Origin of the sequence: Leifsonia sp. PS1209 (genome assembly GCF_012317045.1) — a bacterium.
GTDB lineage: Bacteria > Actinomycetota > Actinomycetes > Actinomycetales > Microbacteriaceae > Leifsonia.
The window spans coordinates 408,374-434,202 of record NZ_CP051154.1; the positions used below are offsets into that span (position 1 = coordinate 408,374).

24 protein-coding genes and 1 tRNA gene are annotated in these 25,829 nt (G+C 69.2%); 22 read left to right on the forward strand and 3 right to left on the reverse strand.

The genetic code is table 11. The annotated features are described in order from the left end of the window. Position 1 precedes the first annotated feature (1 nt). The gene (locus tag HF024_RS02090) at positions 2–559 is read left to right on the forward strand and encodes a DUF1697 domain-containing protein (protein WP_168688468.1); all 558 of its coding nucleotides are present in this window, start codon (positions 2–4) and stop codon (positions 557–559) included. Positions 560–574: 15 nt separating this feature from the next. Here HF024_RS02090 and HF024_RS02095 read toward each other — a convergent pair whose 3' ends face one another. The 3 genes from HF024_RS02095 to HF024_RS02105 form a co-directional block, all read right to left on the reverse strand. Next, positions 575–1,567 (reverse strand): NADP-dependent oxidoreductase, encoded by a 993-nt coding sequence (locus HF024_RS02095; protein ID WP_168688469.1) that lies wholly within the window; start codon positions 1,565–1,567, stop codon positions 575–577. Positions 1,568–1,659: 92 nt separating this feature from the next. Continuing rightward, positions 1,660–3,075, reverse strand: coding sequence for a glucuronate isomerase (gene uxaC, locus HF024_RS02100; RefSeq protein WP_168688470.1), 1,416 nt, complete (start codon positions 3,073–3,075; stop codon positions 1,660–1,662). Then, on the reverse strand, positions 3,072–4,106 hold the full coding sequence (locus HF024_RS02105) for a LacI family DNA-binding transcriptional regulator (protein WP_085369904.1): 1,035 nt from the start codon (positions 4,104–4,106) through the stop codon (positions 3,072–3,074). Before HF024_RS02105 ends, uxaC begins: the two co-directional genes overlap by 4 nt. 144 nt (positions 4,107–4,250) lie before the next feature. Between HF024_RS02105 and HF024_RS02110 the strand changes: the two genes are divergently transcribed. The 21 genes from HF024_RS02110 to HF024_RS02210 all read left to right on the forward strand — a co-directional run bounded on the left by HF024_RS02110 (position 4,251) and on the right by HF024_RS02210 (position 25,829). Then, positions 4,251–5,609: an extracellular solute-binding protein gene (locus HF024_RS02110; RefSeq protein WP_168688471.1), complete on the forward strand. Its 1,359-nt coding sequence runs from the start codon at positions 4,251–4,253 to the stop codon at positions 5,607–5,609. A 12-nt stretch (positions 5,610–5,621) separates the two neighbouring features. Further along, positions 5,622–6,623, forward strand: coding sequence for a sugar ABC transporter permease (locus HF024_RS02115; protein WP_085369902.1), 1,002 nt, complete (start codon positions 5,622–5,624; stop codon positions 6,621–6,623). Then, on the forward strand, positions 6,620–7,495 hold the full coding sequence (locus tag HF024_RS02120; protein ID WP_085369901.1) for a carbohydrate ABC transporter permease: 876 nt from the start codon (positions 6,620–6,622) through the stop codon (positions 7,493–7,495). The genes HF024_RS02115 and HF024_RS02120 overlap by 4 nt, the downstream gene beginning before the upstream one ends. A 20-nt stretch (positions 7,496–7,515) precedes the next feature. Beyond that, complete coding sequence (locus HF024_RS02125; RefSeq protein WP_168690727.1) at positions 7,516–8,349, forward strand: TIM barrel protein; 834 nt, start codon at positions 7,516–7,518, stop codon at positions 8,347–8,349. Continuing rightward, positions 8,346–9,488, forward strand: a complete 1,143-nt coding sequence (locus HF024_RS02130; protein ID WP_168688472.1) for a Gfo/Idh/MocA family oxidoreductase — start codon at positions 8,346–8,348, stop codon at positions 9,486–9,488. Before HF024_RS02125 ends, HF024_RS02130 begins: the two co-directional genes overlap by 4 nt. A gap of 3 nt (positions 9,489–9,491) precedes the next feature. Then, positions 9,492–10,361, forward strand: a complete 870-nt coding sequence (locus HF024_RS02135; protein WP_168688473.1) for a sugar phosphate isomerase/epimerase family protein — start codon at positions 9,492–9,494, stop codon at positions 10,359–10,361. Then, positions 10,358–11,758, forward strand: a complete 1,401-nt coding sequence (locus tag HF024_RS02140) for a mannitol dehydrogenase family protein (protein WP_168688474.1) — start codon at positions 10,358–10,360, stop codon at positions 11,756–11,758. Before HF024_RS02135 ends, HF024_RS02140 begins: the two co-directional genes overlap by 4 nt. A 1-nt stretch (position 11,759) precedes the next feature. Next, the gene (gene manD, locus HF024_RS02145; RefSeq protein WP_085369896.1) at positions 11,760–13,010 is read left to right on the forward strand and encodes a D-mannonate dehydratase ManD; all 1,251 of its coding nucleotides are present in this window, start codon (positions 11,760–11,762) and stop codon (positions 13,008–13,010) included. Then, complete coding sequence (locus HF024_RS02150; RefSeq protein ID WP_247597257.1) at positions 13,007–13,522, forward strand: gluconokinase; 516 nt, start codon at positions 13,007–13,009, stop codon at positions 13,520–13,522. Before manD ends, HF024_RS02150 begins: the two co-directional genes overlap by 4 nt. 141 nt (positions 13,523–13,663) lie before the next feature. After that, on the forward strand, positions 13,664–16,018 hold the full coding sequence (locus HF024_RS02155) for a family 20 glycosylhydrolase (RefSeq protein ID WP_168688475.1): 2,355 nt from the start codon (positions 13,664–13,666) through the stop codon (positions 16,016–16,018). 136 nt (positions 16,019–16,154) lie between these two features. Further along, entirely contained in the window at positions 16,155–17,387 is a 1,233-nt protein-coding gene (locus HF024_RS02160) for an ROK family protein (protein WP_168688476.1), read from the forward strand. Positions 17,388–17,436: 49 nt separating this feature from the next. After that, a complete protein-coding gene (locus tag HF024_RS02165) occupies positions 17,437–18,237 on the forward strand; it encodes an ABC transporter permease (RefSeq protein WP_085369937.1) in 801 nt (266 codons plus the stop codon). After that, complete coding sequence (locus HF024_RS02170) at positions 18,234–19,022, forward strand: ABC transporter ATP-binding protein (RefSeq protein WP_085369893.1); 789 nt, start codon at positions 18,234–18,236, stop codon at positions 19,020–19,022. The genes HF024_RS02165 and HF024_RS02170 overlap by 4 nt, the downstream gene beginning before the upstream one ends. A 64-nt stretch (positions 19,023–19,086) precedes the next feature. Continuing rightward, entirely contained in the window at positions 19,087–20,100 is a 1,014-nt protein-coding gene (locus HF024_RS02175; protein ID WP_168688477.1) for an aliphatic sulfonate ABC transporter substrate-binding protein, read from the forward strand. 91 nt (positions 20,101–20,191) lie between these two features. Continuing rightward, a complete protein-coding gene (locus tag HF024_RS02180; protein WP_168688478.1) occupies positions 20,192–21,655 on the forward strand; it encodes a sulfatase in 1,464 nt (487 codons plus the stop codon). Next, positions 21,652–22,008, forward strand: a complete 357-nt coding sequence (locus tag HF024_RS02185) for a DUF202 domain-containing protein (RefSeq protein WP_085369890.1) — start codon at positions 21,652–21,654, stop codon at positions 22,006–22,008. The genes HF024_RS02180 and HF024_RS02185 overlap by 4 nt, the downstream gene beginning before the upstream one ends. After that, the gene (locus HF024_RS02190) at positions 22,005–22,346 is read left to right on the forward strand and encodes a DUF202 domain-containing protein (protein ID WP_168688479.1); all 342 of its coding nucleotides are present in this window, start codon (positions 22,005–22,007) and stop codon (positions 22,344–22,346) included. The genes HF024_RS02185 and HF024_RS02190 overlap by 4 nt, the downstream gene beginning before the upstream one ends. Further along, positions 22,343–23,821, forward strand: coding sequence for a sulfatase-like hydrolase/transferase (locus tag HF024_RS02195; RefSeq protein ID WP_247597258.1), 1,479 nt, complete (start codon positions 22,343–22,345; stop codon positions 23,819–23,821). Before HF024_RS02190 ends, HF024_RS02195 begins: the two co-directional genes overlap by 4 nt. 92 nt (positions 23,822–23,913) lie before the next feature. Beyond that, positions 23,914–24,636, forward strand: a complete 723-nt coding sequence (locus HF024_RS02200; protein ID WP_168688480.1) for a DUF2510 domain-containing protein — start codon at positions 23,914–23,916, stop codon at positions 24,634–24,636. A 94-nt stretch (positions 24,637–24,730) separates the two neighbouring features. Next, positions 24,731–24,821, forward strand: a tRNA-Ser gene (locus tag HF024_RS02205). A gap of 111 nt (positions 24,822–24,932) precedes the next feature. Further along, positions 24,933–25,829: a DUF3995 domain-containing protein gene (locus HF024_RS02210; RefSeq protein ID WP_168688481.1), complete on the forward strand. Its 897-nt coding sequence runs from the start codon at positions 24,933–24,935 to the stop codon at positions 25,827–25,829.

A 25,829-nucleotide genomic window follows, 5' to 3' on the forward strand; every position in this document is an offset into this window, starting at 1 on the left:
CATGCCCGGATACGTCGCACTGCTCCGCGGGATCAACGTCGGCGGCACGAACCCGGTCGCGATGGATGCGCTCGCCGCGAGCTTCCGCGAGGCCGGATACGAGGACGTGCGCACGCACATCCAGAGCGGCAACGTGCTGTTCTCGACCGACGTGAGCGCCGCGTCTGGTGGGCCTGCCCTCGAGGCGGCGCTGGAGTCGATGCTGCAGGAGCGGTTCGGCACGGAGATCCCTGTGATCCTCCGGTCGAGGGACGAGCTGGCGGCGATCGTCGCCGATGCCCCTCCCGGGCACGGCTCCGCCGACCTGCGCAGCGACGTCTACTTCCTCAAGCATCCACTGACCGCCGACGAGGTGATGGCGGAGCTACCCGAACTGCGGGCGGGCGTCGACACCATGACGCCCGGCTCCGGCGTCCTCTACTTCTCGCGCGTCAAGGCGCAGGCGACCAAGACCCGCGTCCAGCGGCTCCTGGCCATGCCGGTGTTCAAGCGGATGACCGTGCGCACCTGGGGCACGACCACCCGGCTGCTCACCCTACTGGACGCCCCGTCTTCCTGATCGACGCTTACTGTCTCACGCGCGGGACTCCTGCACGTCGCGCGCTTTGAGGGAGGTGTACCGCGTCACCGGATGCGTGCCGAGCACCACCTTTCCTCTCGCGTGCAGGTGCTGCAGGTCTGCGTATGCGTCCGCGATGGCCTCCAGCGGATAGAACCCGGAGATGAGGAGGGTGAAGGCGCGGTCGGCCGCGTACTGCGCGAGCCGCTGCAGCTGGCGGGTGCCGTGCTCGACCGCCTCCGGGTCGTCGCCGAGCAGCCGCAGCTCGGTGTCGCGCCGGTCGTCGCTCGACCGGTAGCGCGCGGCAGGGACGCCGAGGAGGTTCGCAAGGTCGCGGCCGTCCTGACCGAAGTTGTCGACGAAGCAGGTGACCTGCGCTCCGCGCGCCGCCTCGTGGATGCGGTCCTGGATGTCTGGTCCGTACCGCACCGGTGTGATGCCGAGCTGACGGAGGTAGTCGAAGTTCCGGTCACCGCAGGTCCCGATGACGCGCGCGCCCGCATGTTTGGCCAGCTGGGCCTCCACGCTCCCGACCGCTCCGGCCGCCGCCGAGATGACGATCACGTCCCCGGGCCCGACGCGGAGTTCGTCCAGGGTGTCCAGCGCCGTCGCGCCGGACAGGTACAGCCCGCCGGCCGCCTCCCAGCCGACGCCCTTCGGCTTGGGGACCAGGGCTGCGACCGGCACGACCAGGTGGGTGGCGTGCGCTCCCGTCCGCACGTGCCCGATCACTTCGGACCCGACGGGGAACCCGGCGGTGTCCGGTCCGGCCTCCACCACGATCCCGGCGAAGTCGCTCCCCGATCTCCGCGGGAACGGCTCGTCCCACTCGGTCTCCGTGCCGCTCCGGATGAAGCCGTCGATGTGGCTGATGCCGGATGCGATGACTTCGACCATCACCTCCCCGGTTCCGGGCGGCGAGAGCGGGCGCCTCCGCAGCTGCAGCTCGCTCGCGTCGCCGTTGCGGTCGTACTCCACGACCAGCGCTTCCGTGTGCTTCTTCGACATGATCGCCTCGCTAGATCGGCTTTTAACTAGCTTAGCTAGATAACTCCCCGATGGCGAGAGGCGATTGCAGGAGCGGGCGCGCGCCGAGCCGGTCAGCCCAGCCGGAACGTCGCCCGCGGGATGTCGTCCACCAGCCGGTGCGCGATGGCGAACGCGTCCTCCTCGCTGAGCTGATGCGTGACCACGAGGGAGGACAGGAACGACGCATCCACTCGGCGGGACATGTCGTGCCTGGCCGGGATGGAGCAGAACGCGCGGGTGTCGTCGATGAAGCCGCTGGTCTTGGTGAACCCCGCGCTGTCCGTGATGGCCTGGCGGTAGCGGAGGATGGCGGCGGGGGTGTCGAGGAACCACCACGGAGCACCGGCGTAGACCGTCGGGTAGAACCCGGCGAGCGGCGCGATCTCGCGGGAGAACGTCGTCTCGTCCACCGTGAACAGCACGATCCGGAAGGTCGAGCTGGTGCCGAAGTCGCGCAGGATCGGTGTGAGCGGAGCGGTGAAGCCGCCGACGGCCGGCAGGTCGTGGCCGGTGTCCGGCCCGTACGCGTCGAACGTCGGGCGGTGGTGGTTGCGGATCACGCCGGGGTGCAGCTGCATCACCAGGCCGTCCTCCGCGGCCATCTCGGCCAGGCGGTAGAGCATGTTCCTGCGGTAGGCGACGGCCTCCGCGGCGGTCAGGCTGCCGTCGAGCGCCGCCAGGTGGATGCGCGACGCCTCCGCCTCGGAGAGCGGCTCGCTGCCCGCGTCGATCACGCCGGTGTCCGTCGCGGTGCCGCCGGCGGCGATGAACGCCTCGCGGCGGGCGCGCAGCGCGGCGAGGAGGCCGGGGTACGTGGAGGTGTCGATGTCTGCGCGGGCGGCCAGCGCATCCAGGCGGCCGCGCCAGGTCGGCTCGTCCGGGTGCATGTAGCGGTCGGCGCGGAAGGTGGGGACCACGCGGCCGGTGAAGGTCGGGTCGTCGCGGAGGCGCTGGTGCGCTGCCAGGTCGTCCGCCGGGTCGTCCGTGGTCGCCAGCACCGAGATGCGGAACCGGTCGAACAGCGCGCGCGGGCGGAACTCCGGGCGCGTCAGGGTCTCGGCGAGCTGGTCGTAGAGTGCGTCGGCGGTGGCGGCCGATGGATGCTCGGTGAGGCCGAACACGTCGCTGAACTCCGACTCGAACCAGAACCGAACGGGCGTGCCGAGGAACGCATCCCAGTTCTCGCAGAGCCTCCGCCAGATCTCGCGGCCGGATGCGGTGGTAGCCGCTCCGTTGCGGGAGAGCCCGAGGTCGTCGAGGGGGACGCCGACGGCGTGCAGCATCCTGGTCACATAGTGGTCGGGCGTGATCAGCAGCGCCGACGGGTCGCCGAACGGGGTGTCGTCGGCGAGCATCGCAGCGGGGACGTGACCGTGCGGCGAGACGATGGGCGCGTCCGCGACGGCGGCGTGCAGGCGTCGTGCCAGGTCGCGCTCGGCAGGATCGGCCGGGAACAGGCGGTCTGGATGGGGGGCGAGCGTCGTCATCGGCGTCCTTTCGGTTCCCGCGCAGGTCCGGTGGACGACCGCACGGTGAGGTGGGTGGGCAGCGTCGCGCCCTGGCGCATCCCGATCGTGCTCTGGTCGTCGAGACGGGCGAGCAGCATCGACACGGCCGTGCGGCCGGCCTGCTCGATGGGTGCGGTGAGGGTGGTGAGCGGCGGGTTGCAGAAGTCGGCGCCGAAGATGTCGTCGCAGCCGACGATGCTGACATCGCCCGGCACGTCGACGCCGCGCTCGCGGAACCGGGCGAGCATCCCGATGGCGAGGAGGTCGTTGAAGGCGATGCACGCGGTGACGCCGGCGTGCAGCACGGCGTCCGCCGCCGCTGCTCCCGCGTACTGCCGCGGCGAGAACGGGCCGAGCCGGGTGGCCGTCACGCCGTAGCGTTCCGCGGCGCGCACCATCGCCCGCCAGCGGCCCTCGTTCGACCAGGAGGTCTCCGGTCCGGACGCGTAGCAGAGCTGCGTGTGCCCGAGGGAGACGAGGTGGCCGACGGCCTGCTCGATGCCGCTCGGGGTGTCGATGAAGATGTGCGGGACGCCCCGCGTCTGCCGGTTGATCGCGACCAGCGGGATGTCGTTGGCCAGCACCGTGAGCCGGCGGTCGGTGAGACGGGAGGCAGCGAGGATGGCGCCGTCGAACGAGCGGCGGAGCTTGTGCAGCATCCCGTCCTCGAGCTCGTCCGACTCCTCGGTGTCCACCAGGATCTGCGTGTATCCGGCGGCCTTGAGCTGCTGCTGCGTTCCGCGGATGATGCCGAAGTAGAACGGGTTGGTCACGTCGGAGACGAGCACCGCGATGGCTCTGGTCTTGCCGCTGGTGAGCGCTCTGGCCTGGGAGTTCGGCACGTAATTGAGCGCGCGCGCCGCCTCCTCGATGCGCTCGCGCGTCGCAGCGTTCACGCGGCCGGGATTGGAGAGCGCGCGGGAGACCGTCGAGGTGGCAACGCCACTGACGGCGGCCACGTCTGCGAGGGTGGCTGGGCGATCCGACCCCGCTCCGGCGAGAGGTTGCATGACGCCATCTCAGCACACGATGGCAATTTTTGGCAATCGGTTGCAGCAACATTGCCGTGGTGCCTAGAGTCCTCAGCAACCATCCTCCGTGCACCAGCAGAGGGTGCTGACAACTCACGTCCCTGTCTCAAAGGAGAGTCACGAATGAGATCTCGCATCGCGCTCGGCGCGGTCGCCGGGCTGGCCGTCATCGGCCTGGCCCTGAGCGGCTGCTCCTCGTCGGGGAGCACCAACTCCTCCAGCTCCGGCCCCGTCGACGGCAAGGGCAAGACCCTCGACGTCATGATCGCCGCCAACTCGCTCTATCCGACCGAACAGCAGCAGTGGTTCAAGGATGTCTCGGCTCAGTTCGAGAAGGAGACGGGAGCCACGGTCAAGTTCGAGACCTTCGCCTCCGCGAACGACGAGCTGACCAAGATCCAGACCTCGGTGCTGAGCGGCCAGGGTCCGGACATCTACGACCTCGGCACCACCTTCACTCCCACCGCGTACTCCACCGGCGCGTTCGTGAAGCTCACCGACGACGACTGGAAGAAGGTCGGCGGCCGGGACCGCTTCGTCCCCGCGACCCTCGGCATCTCCGGACCGGATGAGAAGAACGAGGTCGGCATCCCGTTCCTCAGCCGCCCGTTCGTCCTGGCGTACAACAAGGATCTGCTGAAGGCCGCGGGCATCGACAAGCCGGCCGACACCTGGGACGGACTGGCCGAGCAGGCCAAGAAGCTGACCACGGGTGACGTGCACGGCATGGCGATTGCATACGCGGACAGCTTCGACCCGTGGAAGTTCGTCTGGGCGATGTCGATGCAGCAGGGAAACACCATCCTGGATCTGAAGAGCAAGAAGGCGACGATCGACGACGACGCCGTGAAGAAGGCGTACGAGACGTACTTCGGCTGGCTCACCAAGGACAAGGTGGTCGACCCCGCCTCGATCGGGTGGAAGAACGCCCAGGCCGTCGCCGCCTTCGCCGACGGCAAGGCCGCATTCCTGCCGATGGTGTCGTCGTCCTCGCAGGTCTCGCTCGACAAATCCGGCGTCGCAGGCAAGTACGCGTACGCAGTGATGCCGACCATTCCGCCGGGAGCCACCAAGCTGCCGAGCGACGGCAAGGCCGCCGCGACGATCATCTCGGGCGACAACATGGTCGTGGCCAAGTACTCGAAGAACCAGGATCTGGCCTTCGCCCTGATCAAGATGCTGACCAGCACCGACAACCAGGTGAAGTACACCAAGACCTTCGGGGATCTTCCGACGAACGCCGACGCGGCCAAGCAGATCGAGAACGGGAACGAGCTCATCGCCCCGATCCTCGAAGCGGGCACGAAGGCGTACGGAACACCGTTCAGCGGCGCGTGGGGAGACACCCAGCTCGCGCTGGTGAACGTGGTGGTGCAGTCCATCCCGTCGCTGTCGAGCGGTTCCGTCTCGTCCTCCGACCTCGACGCCAAGCTCAAGACGGCGCAGGACGCCGCGCAGAGCTCGCTGAACAAGGCCAAGTAGCCGGGACCGATCATGTCCAACTCCACCCTGGCCGCGCCGGAAGGCGCGACCGGCCACGAGAGCGGTTCGCCCGCGGGGTCCACCCCCGCGGGCGGCCGCCCCGGCCGAACCGAGAGCCCCCGCCGCAAGCGCAAGTACGAGCGCAACCGGCCGCTCTGGATGCTGCTGCCCGGCGGCATCCTCATGCTCATCATCATCGTGGTGCCGCTGATCGTGGCCGCGGTGATGTCCTCCCTCGACCTCGACCAGTACACGCTGCAGAGCTGGCTGCAGGCGCCGTTCATCGGCCTGCAGAACTACGTCGAGGCGATCACGTCGTCGTCGCTGCTGCGCTCCATCGGCATCAGCGTCTCGTTCGCCCTGATCGCGGCCGTCGTCACCATGCCGATCGGCCTCGCCGCCGCCCTGGCGACGCAGAACAAGTTCCGCGGCCGTGCGCTGGTCCGCTCGCTCTTCCTCATCCCGTACGTGCTGCCCGCGTTCGTGGTCGGCACGCTCTGGCGCACCATGCTGCAGCCGGGCGGCGTCGTCGACTCCGTTCTCGGCGGGATGGGCATCCACACCGGGCTGTTCCTCAACGGCCCTCTCAGCTACTGGTCGCTGATCGTCGTGCAGATCTGGACGTCGTGGCCGTTCTTCTACCTGCTCGTGCTCGCCGGTCTGCAGTCCGTGGACCACGAGGTGCACGAGGCGGCGGCGATCGACGGCGCGACCTGGTGGATCAAGCTGCGCTCGGTGATCCTGCCGTACCTGCGCGGTCCGATCCTGCTGGCGCTGATCATCGCGTTCCTGCACAACATCAACGCGTTCACGCTGCCGTTCGTGCTGTTCGGCGTCCCCGCCCCTCAGGATGTGGACGTTCTGCCGGTGCTCACATACGTCACCAGCTTCCAGAGCTTCCGCTTCGGCCTGAGCGCCGCCATGGCGATCTGCTCGCTCGTGCTCATCGCGATCCCGCTGTTCATCTACCTGCGGGCCGTGAAACTCGACTCTGGGGAAGAGGAACAACGATGACCGCCGTCAAGCCGTCCTCGGCCGACATCACCCGCCTGCTCCCTCGGCCGCTGCTCGTCGTGGTGATCACGGTGCTGCTGGTGATCGTGCTCGGTCCCGTGCTCTACATGCTGTTCGCGTCGGTCAACTCCGACGTCTCCGTCGCCGGGGGAGCGTTCTTCCCGACCGAGCTGCACCTCGACAACTACCTCAAGGTGTGGACGACGGTGGATCTGGGCACCGGGCTGATGAACAGTGTGATCGTCTGCGTGGCGGTCGCCATCGTCTGCGCGTTCCTCGCCGTCGCGACGGCGTACGTGCTGGTCCGCTACGACTTCCGCGGGCGCCTGACCTTCCTGCGTGGGCTCCTCGGCCTGCAGTCGATCCCCGGAACGCTGATGCTGCTCCCGGTGTTCGTGCTGTTCTCGTCGACCGCCAGCCTGCTCGGCGTGCAGATCATCGGGACGCGCTGGGCGGTGTTCATCACCTACCTGACGTTCGCGCTCCCGTTCTCCACCTGGGTCATGGTCACCTACCTGCGCGGCCTGCCCAAGGCGCTGGAGGAGGCGGCGCGCATCGACGGGGCGTCGTCGTGGCGCATTCTGACCCGCATCGTGGTGCCGCTCAGCTGGCCGGGCATCGTCGTCTCCGGCATCTTCGCGTTCCTGCTCGGCTGGAACGACGTGCTGTTCGCATCCGTGCTGACCAACCCGGAGACCCGCACCGCCGCCGTGGCGCTGCAGGTTTTCGGGGCGACGCAAGAGGGTGGCGCGGTCCCGCTCTACGGGCAGATGATGGCGGCGTCCCTCATCTGCGCCGTGCCCGTGGTCGTGCTGTACCTCGTGTTCCAGCGCTACCTCGTCGGTGGCCTGACCTCTGGAGGAGTGAAGTGAGCCAGAACGCTCAGAATTCGGTGAGCTGGGCCCTGTCGGGGTTCGGCGACGAGATCGACCAGGATCCTTTGGTGCAGGTCGCGGTGCTGCAGGCGCTCGGCGCGAACCACATCGAGGTGCGCAGCGCCTGGGGCGTGAACATCGTGGACCTCGACGCCGAGCAGCTCGATCGGCTCGCCGGCGTCTTCGCCGAGCGGGGGATGGGCGTCTCGGCCATCGCATCCCCGATCGGCAAAGTGGATGTGTCCCTCCCCGTCGAGCACGAGGTCGAACGTCTCGGCCGTGCCATCGCCGCGGCGCACCGCCTCGGCACGCGCTACATCCGGCTGTTCTCCTTCTATTACGGCGACGGCGTCGCGGTCGAGAGCATCCGCGACGACGTGATGCTCCGGATGCGCGCCCTCGCGGACGCGGCGGAGGCCGCGGACGTCGTGCTGCTGCACGAGAACGAGAAGGACATCTACGGAGACACCCCGGAGCGCTGCCTCGACATCGTCGAGACGGTCGCATCTCCGAACCTCCGGCTCGCCTGGGACAGCGCGAACTTCGTGCAGGTCGGCGTCGCGCATCCGTTCGACGACGGATACGCCATGCTCCGGCCGCACCTCGAGTACCTGCAGGTGAAGGACGCTCTCAGCGCCACCGGAGACGTCACCCCCGCCGGGGAGGGCGATGGCCAGCTCCTCGCCACCCTCACCGCCCTGCGCGACGACGGATACACCGGCTTCGCCTCGCTCGAACCCCACCTCGCCGACGTGAACAACATGGGCGGCTTCTCCGGACCGGAGGCGTTCGGCCGCGCGGGCCGCGCGTTCCGCCGCCTCACCGACCAGATTGGAGTGCAGCTCGTATGAGCGCTCGCCTGAACGTGGCCATCGTCGGCTGCGGCATCATCGGACTCAACCACGCCAGGGCCATCGCCCGGCACCCCGACCTCGCGATCACCGCCCTGGTGGATGCGGTCCCCGCCGCCGCGAGTGCGCTCGCCGACCAGATCGTGTCCGAGTTCGGCGTGCAGCGGCCTGCCGAGTTCGAGACCCTGCCCGCCGCCGTGGCGGGAGCACCGGTCGACATCGTCGTGATCTGCACCCCCAGCGGACTGCACGTGCAGCTCGCGGAGGAGGCGCTCGCCGCGGGCAAGCACGTGGTGATCGAGAAGCCGCTGGACGTGTCGATGGCGCGGGCCAGGCGCATCCTGGAGCTGTCGCGCGAGGCGGAGCGGAACGGACTGGTGGTCTCGGTGATCAGCCAGCACCGCTTCGATCCGGCCTCCGTGGTGGTCGCCGACGCCGCCCACAGCGGCGCATTCGGCCGCGTGACCAGCGGCATCGCGTCCGTGGCCTGGTGGCGCAGTCAGGACTACTACGACTCCGGTCAGTGGCGCGGCACCTGGGAGCTCGACGGCGGAGGTGCCGTGATGAATCAGGGCGTCCACACCGTCGACCTGCTGGTCTGGTTCCTCGGCCGCCCTGTCGAGATCGTCGCGCAGACGGCGCTGCTCGCCCACGAGCGCGTCGAGGTGGAGGACATCGCCGTCGCGACGGTGCGGTTCGAGTCCGGTGCGCTCGCGGTCGTGCATGCGACGACCGCCGCGTATCCGGGCGGTTCCGTGCGCCTGCAGGTGCTCGGTGACCGAGGGTCGGCGGTCATCGAGGACGACCAGCTGGAGTACTTCGGCACCGCGGACCCCGCGGCGTTCGACCCGACAGGGGCGAGCGTCGTGAACAGGGCGGCGGAGCTCGTCGACGCGAGCGAGGTGCGCGGCGGCGAACGCGGCGCAGACCGTTTCATCGTCGGCCACCTGCGGCAGTACGAGGACGTGGTGGAGGCGATCGAGCAGCACCGCGCGCCGGGCGTCACCGTCGAGGACGCGTTCGTGTCGCTCGCTGTCGTGCGTGCCATCTACCTGTCGGCCACCCTCGGCCGTCCCATCGCGTTCGACGAGGTGCTCTCCGGTGCGCTCGACGACATCACCGTCACGACAGGAGCCTGAGCCATGAAGTTCTCGGTGTTCACCGCATCCACCCCGGACTGGACGCCCGCCGAGGCGGCGGAGACGCTCGCCGCCCAGGGCTGGGACGGGATCGAGTGGCGCGTCATCGACCAGGACGACGCGACCCCCGCCGGCTTCTGGGCGGGCAACCGCTCCACCTGGCCGCTCACCGGCCTGGAGGAGTCCGTACCGGAGATCGCGCGGCTGACGGCGGAGGCCGGACTCGAGTTCTCCGGCATCGGCGGCTACGCCCGCTGCGACGACCACGCGAACGTCGACAGGATGCTCGCAGCCACCGCGGCGCTCGGCGCCCGGCAGGTGCGCGTCACCATGCCGCGTACCGAATCCGGAGACTACCGGGAGCTGTTCGCCTCCGCCCGTCGCGACGTCGAGCGGGCGGCAGCCCGGGCGGGAGAGCTGGGCGTGAAGGCGCTGGTCGAGCTGCACCACGAGACCATCACCGCGTCGGCGTCGGCCGCGTTCAGGCTGATCGACGGCATCGACCCGGAGACCGTCGGCGTGATCCACGACCTCGGCAACCTCATCATCGAGGGCCAGGAGGCGACGCTGTCCGCCTTCCAGCTGCTCGGCCCGTACCTCGCGCACGTGCACGTCAAGAACGCGGCGTGGCTGCCGGGCGAGCCGGAGGCGGACGGCACCGTGCGCTGGCACCACGCGTGGGCGCCGCTGCGCACCGGCACCGGCGACGTGGAGGCGTACTTCACCGCGCTGCACGCCTACGGCTACGACGGCTGGGTCACCGTGGAGGACTTCTCCACGGAGCTGCCCCTCGCGGAGCGCACGCGCGACAACCTCGCCTACCTGCGCGAGGTCGAATCCCGCACCGGCTCCCTGGCGTCGGCGACCGCATGACGCCGCCGCCGCGCTCAGCGCGTCACCCCGTCCGCATCGTGCACCTCGGCCTCGGCGCGTTCCACCGGGCGCACCAGGCCTGGTACACCCAGCGTGCGAACGAGCGCGGCGGGCAGGGCGGGAACGGCGGGCAGGGCGACGGCTGGGGGATCGCGGCCTTCACCGGCCGCAGCCCGGAGGCTGCGCGCGTGCTCGCGACCCAGGATGCGGTCTACACACTGATCGAGCGCGGCCCCGCCTCCGACACTGCGACCATCGTGGATGCGCTGAGCACCGTCGCGGACGGCGGTGACACCGAGCGCTGGCGTGCCGCCGTGGCCGACCCGGCCGTGGCAGTCGTCACCCTGACGGTCACCGAGGCGGGCTACCGTCCGTCGGCGGAGGCACTGGACGCCGACCGGGCGTCGCTGGTGGCAGGGGAGGGCGCATCCACTGCCCCCGGCCGCCTGGTCGACGGGTTGCGGGCGCGCCGAGCCGCGGGTGTCGCCGGGGTCGCCGTCGTCAGCTGCGACAACCTGCCGGGCAACGGGGAGGTGGCCCGGGATGCCGTGCTCGGCCTCGCCGGCCAGGTCGACCCCGGCCTTGCCGACTGGATCGCGTCCGAGGTCTCGTTCGTCTCGTCGATGGTGGACAGGATCACCCCGGCGACCACCGATGCCGACCGCGCGGCCGCCGCCGCCCTCACCGGGTACGACGACGCGGCCCCCGTGGTCACCGAGCCGTTCAGCGAGTGGGTGCTGAGCGGCGCGTTCCCCGCCGGACGGCCGGACTGGGAGGCCGTCGGTGCGCAGTTCGTCGACGACATCGAGCCGTACGAGCGCCGCAAGCTCTGGCTGCTCAACGCCGGGCACTCGCTGCTCGCATACCGCGGCCTGCTGCGCGGCCACCAGACCATCGCGGAGGCGATGGCCGACGACGACATCGCCGCCGACCTCGAACGGCTCTGGGCGGAAGCGCGCACCGAGCTGCCCTTCGACGACGAGACGCTGGATGCGGCGACCGCCGCCCTCCGCGACCGTTTCGGCAACGCGCGCATCGAGCACACGCTCGCGCAGATCGCGTCGGACGGCTCGCAGAAGCTCGGCCCGCGCATCCTGGATCCGCTACGGTCGCGGCTGGCGGCGGGACGCGCGCCCGGCGAGGCGCAGGCAACCGCGCTTGCCGCCTGGGCACTGCACCTGCTCGGCCCCGACGTGCGCGACCCGGGAGCCGCCGCACTCGCGGAGACCCTGCGCGCTACTCCGGACGACGATGCGGCGCTCGCCGCCGGCGTCCTCACCGCACTCGCACCCGACCTGGCGCGCGAGAGCGCCGTGACCGACCTCATCCAGAACCGGATCGCACAGCTGCGCACCGGAGCCATCACCGAACCACCGCTACCGACAGGAGCACACTGACATGCGAATCACCTCCGCCGAGGTCCTCGTCTCGAGCCCCGGCCGCAACTTCGTCACCCTCAGGATCACGACGGAGGACGGCGTCACCGGCCTCGGCGACGCGACCCTGAACGGCCGCGAGCTTGCGGTCGCCGCCTACCTGAGCGAGCACGTCGTGCCGCTGCTGATCGGGCGGGACGCGCAGCAGATCGAGGACACCTGGCAGTACCTCTACCGCGGCGCGTACTGGCGCAGGGGTCCGGTGACGATGGCGTCCATCGCCGCCGTGGACACCGCGCTCTGGGACATCAAGGCCAAGGTCGCCGGGATGCCGCTGTATCAGCTGCTCGGCGGGCGCAGCCGCGAGGGTCTGCTCGTCTACGGTCACGCATCCGGTGCCGAGTTGCCCGAACTGTTCGACTCGATCACCGAGCACCTGGAGGAGGGCTACCGCGCTGTCCGCGTGCAGACGGGCATCCCGGGGCTGCCGTCGGTGTACGGGGTGGCGTCGAGCAAGAATGCGGCGGCCGGTGCCGGCTCCGGTTCGGACGCGCGGTACGACTACGAGCCCGCCCGCCGCAGCGCCGTGCCCGTAGAGGAGTCGTGGGACACCCGCGCATACCTGCGCCACGCTCCGACGGTGTTCGAGGCGGTGCGCAACGAGTTCGGCGCCGAGCTGCCGCTGCTGCACGACGCGCACCATCGGCTCACGCCGATCCAGGCGGCCAAGCTCGGCAAATCCCTCGAACCGTACGACCTGTTCTGGCTCGAAGACGTGACCCCCGCCGAGAACCAGGCGGCGCTCCGCCGGGTGCGCGAGCACACCACGACGCCGCTGGCGATCGGCGAGGTGTTCAACACGATCTGGGACTACCGCGAGCTGTTCGAGGAGCAGCTGATCGACTACGTGCGCTCTCCTGTCACGCACGCCGGCGGCATCACGGGCCTGCGGCGCATCTTCGATTACGCTTCCGTGTATCAGATCAAGTCCGGCGTCCACGGACCCACCGACGTCTCACCCGTCGGTCTCGCGGCCGCCATCCACCTCGGCATCGCCATCCCCAACTTCGGGATCCAGGAGTACATGCAGCACAGTCCGACCACCCACGAGGTCTTCCGCACCACGTACAGCTTCGAAGACGGGATGCTGAAGCCCAGCGACGCCCCCGGCATCGGTGTCGACTACGACGAGATCGTCGCGCAGTCGTTCCCCTACGAGGCCGCATACCTCCCTGTCAACCGTCTCCTCGACGGTTCGATGCACGACTGGTGAGCGGCTCACTGGGGGAGCACCCGCGCGTCGTCGTGATGGGGGTGTCCGGCTCCGGCAAGAGCACGATCGGCGCCCTCATCGCCGCCGACCTCGGCCTCCCCTTCCTCGACGGCGACGCGCTGCATCCCATCGAGAACGTGCGAAAGATGGCCGGAGGCACCCCCCTCGACGACGCCGACCGAGCCCCCTGGCTGCGCGCGGTCGGCCGTGCCCTGGTGGACGCCCCCGACGGCCTGGTGATCGCCTGCTCAGCGCTGAAGCGCGCATACCGCGACCTCATCGCCTCTGAGGCCCCCGGCGCGGTCTTCGTGCACCTGGCGGGCACGCGCGAGGTCCTGGCCGCGCGCATGGAAGGCCGCACGGACCACTTCATGCCGACCACGCTGCTCGACTCGCAGCTGGCGACGCTGCAACCGCTCGAGGCGGACGAGCGCGGGGTGACGATTGACGTGTCTGCGCCGGTGGATGCGGTGGTTCAGCAGGCGGTCGTGGCAGTGCGGGAGCTCGTCTGACCGATCGCACGGCGCACTGACGGAACCGATTTCGCACCCGTATTCTGCCGCCCGATTGCCGGAAGTTTTCGGCGTGCCTATGGTCGCGAAGCATCCGGAGTCCCGCTGAGGACCCGGACTTTCACCGACGAAAGAGGACGCATGAAACGGCTGACCGCCGCGGCGGGTGCGCTGGTGCTGCTGGGGGCCCTGATGGTCTCCCAGGCGCCGGCCGCCGACGCCGTACCGAGCGAACCGACCAACCTGGCGTTGACAGCCACGGCCACCGCATCGAGCGTCGAGCTCGACCGGGCCGACTTCCAGCCGTCGATGGCGATCGACGGGAATCCGAACACGCGCTTCTCCTCCGGGTATCAGGACAACGCCTGGTTCCAAGTGCGGCTGCAGACGCCGTCGGTGGTCGACCATGTCGTCATCGCGTGGCCGAACGCGTGCGCGAAGGCATACCGTCTGCAAGTCTCGACGGACGGCGCCACCTGGACGAACGCCGCCAGCTACACCGGGCAGGACACCTGCGCGCGCACGGACACCGTGCAGCTGAACACGGCGGGCGCCGTGTCGTACATCCGGATGCAGGGGATCACTCGCAAGTCCGTCTACGGGTACTCGATCTCCGAGTTCGAGGTCTACGGGGTTCCCGGCCGGTCTGCGCTCGCGCTGGTGCCGCAGCCGGTGAGCGTCAGCAGGGGGAGCGGTGCGCCGTTCGCCGTCACCGCGGGTACGGTGATCGTCGCTTCCGGTTCGGGGACCGCGCCTGCGACCCAGCTCGCGACGGTGCTGCGACGGTCCACCGGGTTCGCGCTCCCGGTGGTCGCGTCGTCGACCGCGTCGTCGAAGATCACCGTCGCGGTCGCCGCAGGCAACGCCCCGGCCGGCCACGCCGCCGAGGGATACACGCTGGCCGCGACATCGGCCGGGGTGACCATCGGCGCCGACACCGCGGCCGGGGCGCTCAACGGCGTCCAGACGCTCCGGCAGCTGCTGCCGCCGGAGATCGAGGCGCCGAGTGTCCGCACCGCGACCTGGACCGTGCCCCCCGTCACCATCAGCGACTACCCGCGATTCGCCTACCGCGGCCTCGAAGTGGATGTGGCCCGCAGCTTCTACACGGTCGCCGAGGTGAAGAGGCTCATCGACCACGCCTCTCAGTTCAAGATCAACAGGCTGCACCTGCACCTGTCCGACGATCAGGGATGGCGCATCGCGATGACCAACCCCGCGAGCAACCCGTCCGGCATCGACTACACCGCGCTCACCAGGGTCAGCGGCGCCACCGCCGTGCAGTTCGACGGCACGGCGGCGACCGGCAGCAATCCCGGCACTCCCGGCTACTACACCGCAGCCGACTACCAGAGCATCGTCGCGTACGCGGGGCAGAACGGGATGGTCGTGGTTCCCGAGCTGGACATGCCCGGCCACACCGGGGCGGCGCTGCACGCCATCCCGCAGCTGAACGGCGGAGGGTCGATGCCCGCGCTCACAGCGGGCCAGACCGTGCTGCCCGTGAACACCGGCAACACCTCGCTCGGCAACGCGAACCCCGCCACCGATGAGTTCATCGGGCAGGTGCTCTCCCAGCTGGCGGCGATGACCCCCGGCCCGTACCTCCACGTCGGCGGAGACGAGGCGCCGACGCCGACGGCCGCATACGTCGATCTCGTCGACACGGAGACCTCGACGGCGACGTCGCTCGGCAAGACGCCGATCGTCTGGAATGAGGCCAGCGCGACGAACCTGCCGACCGGCTCGATCATCCAGCTCTGGACGGGGAACGGCGCGACCGCGAGCACCGCTGTCGCCCAGCGCGGAGCGAAGGTGATCATGTCCCCGGCGTCGAAGACGTACTATCCGCAGAAGCAGGACTCCCGGCAGCCGCTCGGGGCGACCTGGGCCTGCGGCGGACCGTGCACCCTGCAGAACGCGTACTCGTGGAACCCTGCGACGTTCGTGTCCGGCATCGGAGAGGCGAGCGTGCTCGGTGTCGAGGGCGCATTCTGGGGCGAGTTCATCCGCGGAGCCGACCAGGCCGAGTACTACTCCTTCCCGCGAATGCTCGCCACGGCGGAGGTGGGCTGGACCCCGCAGGCGGCCCGCGACCAGGCCGACTTCCTCGCCCGGGTCTCGATGCTCGGCGGACGGATGACGCTCGAGGGCGTCAACTTCTTCCCGACCGCCGACGTGTCCTGGCAGACGCAGATCGGCGCCCGCGTAACCGCGCTCTCCCCGGCCGCGGGAGGCAGCGCGAGCATCGACGTGTCCGTTCTCGCGCCCGGCGCGGCGGCGGCCGACCTGACCGCGACCGTCGACTGGGGAGACGGCACCAGCACTCCGGTCACGCTGACGGCGGCGCGCACCTCCGACATCGCGGCGATGACGCTGAACTCTGCGTTCACCGCCACGGTCTCGCACGGTTACGCGACGAGCGGCTCGGGATATGTCGCCATCGTCGTGCACCGGGCAGGCTCCGATCAGGTCGTCACACGCGTGTTGCACTGATGCTGTCCTGACGTCGCACTGATGCGCCGCCCCGACTCCGGATGCCCTGGGTCGGGGCGGCGCAGCTGCGAAACTTTCTGTCGCCGAATTCTGTCGGAGTGTTGACGGAAAAAATCGAGCTTCGTACGGTCGACCTATGACATCGCCCGTCGGAGTGCAAGCACTCATCCGACGCACCCACGAAGACAGGGTGCTGGCCGTGCTGCGCGACAGGGGCGCGATGAGCCGCGCACAGATCGCGCCGCTCGTCGGGCTCTCTCGCACGACCCTCTCCGAGATCACAGGAAGCCTGCTGGACACGCGGGCCATCGTCGTCACCAAGACCGATGCCGTCTCGCGCGAGGGCAGGGGCCGGCCGGCCGAGCTGCTCGCGCTCGACCCGCGGGCCGGGCAGCACCTCGGCGCCGACTTCACCCACCGTGCCGTGCATGTGGCGGTCGCCGACGCGTCGCACGAGATCATCGCCTCCGGGTCGATGGAGTACCCGCACGGCGCGGAGTGGCGGGTGCGGGTCGAGGTGGCGCTCGCCCTGCTCGACGACCTCGAACGCAGCACCGGTGTCCACTACGACGCGCTGCAGGGCATCGGCATCGGCGTGTCCAGCCCGGTCTCGCGGCCGGAGGAGGGATCGGGAGAGCACCGCACGCTCGCCGGGGGTCCGCTCATCACGGCGACGATCGAAGACGCGTTCACCTCCCGCTTCGACGCGCCCATCCTGATCGACAACAACACCAGGCTGGCCGCACTGGCCGAGGCGGAGTGGATGCTCGGCCAGCCCACCAGAGACCTCATCTACCTGCGCCTGGCAGACGGCTGCGGCGGCGGCCTCGTCGTCGACGGCGCCCTCGTGTCCGGGCGCTCCGGTTTCGCGGGCGAGATCGGGCACGTCACGGTCGAGCCGGACGGTGAGCCGTGCTCGTGCGGAAAGCGCGGCTGCCTCGAGACGGTCGCGTCCCTCCGCGCGCTGACGGCGGCCGCGCATCCCTTCGGGGTGGCCTCGGCGGCCGAGCTCGCCCAGCGTGCACGGAGCGGCGATCCGGACGTGGTCGGGCTGCTCGCCAGGGTCGGCGCGGTCGTCGGACGGACGCTGGCGATCCTGGGCACGGCGCTCTCCCCGAGCGAGGTCGTGCTCGGCGGCCAGGTCGTCGGCCTGCATCCGGTCTTCCTGGAACGCGCGACAGAGGCGTTCCACCACGAGTCGCTCAGTCTGCCCGGCCACGTCCCCTCGGTGAGGCGGGCACGCCTCGGCGACGACTCCGGAGCGCTCGGCGCCCTGGTCGCCGCCTTCCACAACTCGCAGCTGCTTCCCACGGCGGCACCTGCACCATCCCTTCGTACGCGATCCCGCAAAGGAGCACAGATCCGATGAACCATCCACCCCGTTCCCCCCGGCGGAGAGGTGAGGCGACGTGACCGCCATGACCCAGAACACCGGCGCCATCGCCAGCCGTAGCGCCGCACGTGCCGGCCGCAAGCGCTCGAATCGCAACCTGGTGCTCACCGTGGTCTCGCTCGTCGGCGGCATCGCGATCTGGTGGCTGATCTCCCTCGTCGCGCCCCAGCTGCCCACCCCGCCCGCCGTGGCTATCCGCGGCTGGCAGCTCGCGGCGGACGGCAGCCTGTTCCAGGATGTCGGCGCCAGCCTGCTGCGCGTGCTCAGCGGCTTCGTGCTCGGCACGGCGCTCGCCATCCCCGTCGGCTTCCTGATGGGCTGGTACGCCACCGTGCGCTCGCTGATCGAGCCGTGGGTGCAGTTCTTCCGGATGATCCCGCCGCTGGCGATCATCCCGCTGGCCATCGTGCTCCTCGGCATCGGCGAGCAGCCGAAGATCCTGGTGATCTTCCTCGCCGCGTTCCTCTCCTGCGTGGTCTCCACGTTCCAGGGCGTGGTGAATGTGGACAAGACCCTCATCAACGCGGCCCGCGTGCTCGGCGCCGGCGACGGGACGATCTTCGCCCGCATCGTCGTCCCCGCGTCGTTCCCGTTCATCCTGGTCGGGATGCGCATCGGCCTCGGCGCATCCTGGGCGACCCTGGTGGCCGCCGAGCTGATCGCCGCGCAGAACGGCATCGGCCACCGGATGCAGCAGGCGCAGTTGTACTACGACCTCCCGACGATCTTCGTCGGCCTCATCGTGATCGGTGTGCTCGGCCTGGCGATGGATCGCATCCTCCTGGCCGTCGAGAAGAAGTTGACCAGCTGGCAGGAGCGACGATGAGCGACAACCCCACCATCCGCATCGAGCACGTCCGCAAGACGTTCGACCTCAAGGGCGAGGAGTTCGTCGCCCTGGGCGACGTGTCCATCGACATCGCCGACAACGAGTTCATCACCATCGTCGGACCGTCCGGTTGCGGCAAGAGCACGCTCATGAACATCCTGGCCGGGCTCGAACAGCCGACAGGAGGACGGGCGCTGGTCAACGGCGCCGAGGTGCGTGGCCCCAGCCCCGACCGCGGCGTGATCTTCCAGCAGTACGCGCTGTTCCCCTGGCTGACCGTGCGGAAGAACGTCGAGTTCGGCCTCCGCACGGCCGGGATGCCGGCCGCCCAGCGGCGTGAGAAGGCGCAGCACTTCATCGACCTCGTCGGCCTCACCCAGTTCGCCGACGCCCTGCCCAAGATGCTCTCCGGAGGGATGCGGCAGCGCTGCGCCATCGCCAGGGCGTACGCGGTCGACCCGAGCATCCTGTTGATGGACGAACCGTTCGGCGCCCTCGACGCGCTGACCAGAGTGAACCTTCAGGAGCAGCTCCTCGACACCTGGTCGAAGGAGAAGAGGACCGTCGTCTTCATCACCCACGATGTGGACGAGGCCGTGTTCCTCGGCAACCGCGTGGTGGTGATGGCCGCACGACCGGGCCGCATCTTCGACATCGTCGATATTGATCTCCCGTATCCGCGCACCGAGGAGGTCCGGCTGAGCCCGGAGTTCCAAGACCTGCGCAACCGGGTCTGGCGTTCGGTCTATCACCAGGACAGGCCGACGCCCGTCGCTCACTGAGCGGCAGCACCAGACGCACGACGCACCACTTCTCACATTCCCCACCACCCGAAGGAGTACCACTATGCGCATTTCACGCACTCTCGCCGGCATCGCCGCCGGCGCCCTGGCGCTCGTCCTCGCCGGCTGTTCGGCTCCGACCTCCGCCGGTGAGAGCTCCGGCACAGCGGCCGCAGGCCCGGTCGAGACCGTCAAGGTCGGTTACATCGGCGACTACACAGGCACCAGCCTCGTCGCCATCGCCGACAAGGAAGACCTGTGGGCCAAGCACGGCCTCAAGGCCGAACTGAGCACCTTCACCAACGGCCCCCTGCAGGTGCAGGCACTCAAGACCGGCGACCTCGACGTGGGATACGTCGGCCCCGGCGCCCTGTGGATGCCGTTCTCCGGCCAGGCCAAGATCCTGACGGTCGACGGCGTCGGCAAGGCGGACCGCGTGATCGCCCAGCCGGGCATCACCAGCATGAAGCAGCTCAAGGGCAAGAAGGTCGCCGTCGCCGAAGGTACATCGGGCGACATGATCCTCACCCTCGCCCTCGAGAAGGCGGGCATGTCCAAGTCCGACGTCGACATCGTCACCATGGACCCGTCCACCATCGTCTCCGCGTTCTCCTCCAAGCAGGTGGATGCTGCCGGGCTCTGGTACCCGCTGATCGACACCATCAAGAAGCAGGTCCCCGACCTGAAGGAGCTCGCCAAGGACGCCGACTTCGCCAAGGAGGTCAGCTTCCCCAACGCGATCGTCGGCGGCGTCGACTTCGTCACCAAGCACCCGGAGACCGCCAAGAAGGTCAACGCCGTGCTGCGCGACGCGATGGACTACCGGGCGAAGAACGGCAGCGAGACGATCAAGCTCGTCGCCGACCAGCTCAAAGTGGACGAGTCGACCGTGAAAGCCGACGCCACCAACGTCCAGGTGTTCACCGCGGCCGAGCTCGACAAGCTCACCAAGGACGGCACCGTCGACAGCTGGTTCACCGGCATGAGCGACTACTTCGTCAAGGCGGGCAAGCTGCAGAAAGCCGAGAAGGTCTCCTCCTACTACGACGCCGACCTCTACACCACGGCCGGCGAGTAGCCGCCAGGCGGGAGGGGCGCCGCGTGTGCCCCTCCCGCGCATCCACTGTCTCCGCGCCCGCCGCACCCATCGAAGGGGAGTTCCTCCGCCCATGCGCCCATCCGTTCGCCGTCCCAACATCGTGCTCATCCTCACCGACGACCACGCCTCCCACGCGGTCGGGGCGTACGGCTCCGTTGTCAACGAGACGCCGCGCATCGACGAGATCGCGGCGGCGGGACGACGCATCGACAACTGTTTCTGCACCAACGCGCTGTGCACGCCGAGCAGAGCGACCATCCTCACCGGCACGTACAGCCACGTCAACGGCGTCACCACCCTCGACACCCCGATGGATGCGTCCCTCCCCACCTTCGTGTCGCAGCTGAAGGAGTCCGGCTACCACACCGGGATCGTCGGCAAGTGGCACCTCGGCGAGGGAGAGGGGCACGACCCGCAGGGCTTCGACTACTGGGCGGTGCTGCGCGGCCAGGGAGAGTACTTCGACCCGCAGGTGCTCACGGAGGACGGCGTCGAGATCGTGCAGGGCTACGCCACCGACATCATCACGGATCTGGCGCTGAACTGGGTCGACTCGCTCCCCGACGACGGCCGCCCGTACTGCCTGCTCATCCACCACAAGGCGCCGCACCGCGCCTGGGAACCCGACGAGAAGCACGCCGATCTCTACAGCGACCCCATCCCGGTGCCCGGCACCTTCACCGACGACTACAGCACCCGCTCGATGGCCGCGCACCACGCCACCATGCGGATCGCGGACTACCTCACCACAGACGACCTCAAGATCAGCCCGCCGGAAGGGCTCACATACGAGGAGTCCGCGCTGTGGAAGTACCAGCGATACATGGAGGACTATCTGCGCTGCGTCGCGTCGGTCGACGACAACGTCGGCAGGGTCATCGACCGTCTGCGGGAGCGGGGCGAGTTCGACGACACCCTCCTGATGTACACCTCCGACCAGGGCTTCTTCCTCGGGGACCACGGCTGGTTCGACAAACGCTTCATGTACGACGAGTCCATCAGGATGCCGCTGCTGATGAGCTACCCGGCCAGGATCGCCCCCGGCGCCCCGCTCACGCAGCTCGTGACGAACGTCGACTTCGCCCAGACCATCCTCGACGCGGCGGGCACCCCTGCGCTGCCGGAGATGCAGGGCGTCAGCTTCCTCCCGCAGCTGACCGAAGAGCCGGACCGTCCCACCCGCGACGCCGTCTACTACCGCTACTACGAGAACGACGACCAGTTCCACCACGCGCTCGCGCACTACGGCATCCGCACCGACCGCTACAAGCTCATCTACTTCTACAACGACGGGATGGGCCACCCCGGCTCGTCCGGGTTCAGCTACCCGCCGGAGTGGGAGCTCTACGACCTCGCCGCCGACCCGGAGGAGCTCCGCAACGTGTGGGGCGACCCGGCATACGCCACGATCCGGGACGAGCTGACCGCCGAGCTGTGGCGGCTGCAGCACGACCTCGGCGACGAACCGCACCCGAGCCAGCCGGAACCCCGGCTGCTCCGGGAGGGCCTGGTCGCGGCAGAGGCGAGCCGGTGAGCCGCTTCCCGTCCGCGGTCTTCGCGCACGGCAGCGAGCCGGATGCGCGGTTCAGCCTGGCCAACGAGCGCACCTTCCTCGCGTGGGTGCGCACCGGGCTCGCCCTGCTCGCCGGAGGCGTCGCGCTCGAAGCGTTCGGACTCGGCCTCCAGCAGGGGATGCGGACGGCCGCATCCATCGTCCTCATCGCCGCAGCGCTCGTGGTCCCGATCCAGGCGTGGCTGGGCTGGATGCGCGCAGAGCGTGCCCTCCGCCTCGGCACGCCGCTGCCCGCCCCGGTCTCCGCCCTGCCGCTGGCGCTCGTGGTCGCGGCGGTCGGCGTGCTCGTGCTGCTCGGCGTGGTGCTGCGGTGACCGCCGTGGGCGACGGCGTCCTCTACGACGCCGGCCTGCAGCCGGAGCGGACGGCTCTGGCGTGGCGGAGGACGTGCCTCGCGTTTCTTGTGCTGTCTGGCGCATCCATCCGGGTGCTCCCCGGGCAGCTGGGGATGGCGGGGTATGTCGCGTCGGCGCTCGCGGTCGTGCTGTCTGCGGCCCTGCTCGCTGTTGTGCACCGGCGGTATCTGCAGCATTACCGGCAGCTCACCGGGGCGCGCGCGGGCGGGGGCGCCGTGCTTGCAGGGACGGCGGCGCTGGCACTCGCGCTGGCGATCCTCGGGGCCGTCAGCATCCTGATGGGGGCGGCGTCGTGAGCGGGGCGCGTCCGAACATCCTGTTCCTGATGGCGGACCAGCACCGCGTCGACACCCTGCCCGCCTACGGTAACCCCACGGTGCAGACGCCCGCCATCGACCGCATCGCCGCCAGGGGCACGGTCTTCGAGCGCTGCTACACGCCGAGCGCGATCTGCACCCCGGCGCGCGCCAGCCTCCTCACCGGCCTGCACCCGTTCGAGCACGGGCTGCTCAGCAACTACGAATGGAACTCCGGCCACCGCGAAGAGCTGCCGGACGGCCTGCCGACGTTCTCGGCAGCGCTGCGCGACGAAGGCTACGCGCTCGGCCACGTCGGGAAGTGGCACGTCGGGCGCCACCGCGGGCCTGACGCGTACGGCTTCGAGGGCAGACACCTGCCCGGCGCACTGAACCCGTACGACGACGAGGACTACACGGCCTGGCTCGACGAACACGGATACCCGCCCTTCGCCGCGCACGAGCCGGTGTACACCAGCGCGGCCGACGGCAGCAGGGGCCACCTGATCGCTGCGAGGCTCGCGCAGCCGACGGAGGCCACCTTCGAGGCGTACCTCGCCGACCGGGCCATCGAGATGCTCCGGCGCTTCGCCGACGACGGCCGCCCGTTCTCGCTGTCACTGCACTACTTCGGCCCGCACCTGCCGTACCTGCTCCCGGACGAATGGTACGACCGCTACGACCCGTCGGAGGTGGTGCTCCCCGCATCCATGTCGGAGACCTTCGCGGGGAAGCCGGAGGTGCAGCGCACGTACAGCGCGTACTGGGGAGCTGACAGTTTCGACGATGCTCAGTGGCGCAAGCTGACGGCGGTGTACTGGGGATACGTGGCGATGATCGACCACCAGTACGGCCGCGTCCTCGACGAGCTCGACCGTCTCGGCCTCACCGATACGACCGCCGTGTTCGCCACAGCCGACCACGGTGAGTTCACCGGGGCGCACCGCCTGAACGACAAGGGCCCGGCGATGTACGAGGACATCTACCGCATCCCGGGCATCGTCAGCATCCCGGGCGGAGAACCGGGGCGGCGTGCGGAGTTCGTCAACCTGCTCGACTTCACCGCGACGATCCTCGACCTGGCAGGGGCGCCGACGGCAGGCTGCCGGGGCCGGTCGCTGCTCCCGCTGCTGAGTGGCGAGCCTGCGCACGGATGGCGGGACGAGCTGATCGCCGAATTCCACGGCCACCACTTCTCGTACGCCCAGCGGATGCTCCGCACCGACCACCACAAACTGGTCGTCAACCCCGAAGGCATCGACGAGTTCTACGACCTCGACGCCGACCCCCACGAGCTTCACAACGCGATCGACGTGCCCCGGCACGCGGCCACGGTCCGCGACCTGCGCCTCCGCCTCTACCGGGAACTCGTCGCCCGCGGCGACCGCTTCGCCCAGTGGCTGGCGTTTCGCGGTGGCATCCCGGAGTCGGAGCGCGTGCGGCCGGAGACGGCGGTGGAGGCGCGGATCGGCTGAGCGGTTGCATGGGTGCCATGCGGCGCATCCATAGGACGCGGCGGTAGCATACGAGCCGGGCGGCCGACGGGCCGCAGAGCGGAGCCGCGAGCATGACGAACACCGACGCACACGTCCCAGCCGGATGGTACCCGGACCCGAGCGGCGCCCAGCAGCTGCGCTGGTGGGACGGAACGCAGTGGACGGCGCACTTCGCGCCGCTGGCGGGCGCGGCGCAGGCACAGCAGCAGCAGCCGGTGCAGCCGCAGCCGGTCTACGCCCAGCCTGCATACACGCAGCAGCCCGGCTACCCCCAGCAGCCCGCATACGGTCAGACGTACGCCCCGGTCCGCCCGCGCCTGGCCGACGGCGCGCGCATCTACAACGTCTACATCTGGCTGGTCGTCGCGCTCCCGTTCGTGAGCCTCGTCCTCCTGCCGTTCTACCAGCCCCATTTCGACGTCGTCGCCACCGAGCACGGCTACACCAGCTATGGCAACCCGTTCGGGATGTTCGGCCCGATGTACTTCGCGATCGTCGGCATCGGCTTCCTCGCATACGCCCTCAGCGTCGTCTTCTCCTGGCTCGACTACCGGGAACTGGAACGCATCGGCGTCGTCCGCCCGTTCCACTGGGCCTGGACCTTTCTCAGCGCCCTCGTCTACGTGATCGGCCGCAGCGTCATCGTCCGCCGCGTCGCCCCCGGCCGAGGCCTCGCCCCGATCTGGGTCACCATCGGCCTCTACGTCCTCTCCCTCATCGTCACCATTGCCTGGACCGTCTCCCTCGTCTCCACGATGGTCCACGACCTGCCGATGCAGAACCTCGGCGCCTGACCCCGGATGCGCCCCGCATCCTGAGAGGTCGGTGTCCGACCCCGCCTGAATCGTCCGTTATGATGGCTGTCGTGCGTCCGTTCACGGTCGCTCAGGAGACGTCGCATAGTTCGGCCTAGTGCACCACCCTGCTAAGGTGGAGTGCCCTTTACAGGGCACCGTGGGTTCAAATCCCACCGTCTCCGCACTGAGTAATTCGTTCTATCCTGCGATCGGCCATGTCTCCGCGCAGAGAGTCCGAGCGTCCCAGATCTCCTGCGGCATTTTATTGATAAATGCTCACCTTGACTGCAAGGATGTCCGGGGAGGTCCGGATGACAGAGGGCAAGGCATTCCAGTCGGTGGTCGCGTGGCTCTCGCTGGTGCGGAACCTCCTTGCATTGATCGTCACCGGCGCTGCGGCGATTCCGCTGCTCCTGGTGTGGGGAAGAGGGCTGCCGACCTGGCTTCTCCAGACGCTGCTCATCGCCCTGGTTTTCGTTCTCGGAGCCCTCACCGGTGCTCTCGTAGCCCTCTTGGTCCTCCGAAAGCGAGACGCTCCTCTGGGCTACCGGTGGCTTCGGCTTGAACGGACCCGCGAATTCGACCAAGTGAATCCTCGACGTCAGCGGATGGTTTCGCACATAACGATCCAAGCGCGGCGGGACAACGTCGAGATCTTCCAGGACCTCATCCAGTGGACGGGCGCGATCAAGCCGCGGCAATCGATTCTCAGCGACGGGCACTCGTTGTTGCCTGTCGAGATCCCGGGGATCGACGGGTGGCAACGGTACTACGTCCACCTCGGCCAGCCGCTGATGAGGGGCGACCTCGCAGAAATCGTCATTCAAACCGAGTTCATAGATGTGTCAGATGACTCCGCCCACTGGATCAGTAAGACCGTTCGCGAGACGATTCTCAACGAGCTGGTCCTGAGGCTTCGCATGGGCGCGTTCACGCCGCCGAAGACACAGTTCCAAGCAAAGGTCAGTGATCCGTCCAAGGATGCATCGTCGATCCTCAAGCGGCTCGACGTCGAGTACGACATCACCACAGGGGATGTGTCCGTGAAAATCGCGCGACCCAAAGTGGGTCGCAGGTACGGGCTGGCTGCATTGCCCTGGACGTACCCGGCTGACTTGCCCGACGCGACACTGGGCAACGCGACGTGGCCTCCGACGCACCTGTCCGCGGCCGCGCCAGCCGAGCGGTAG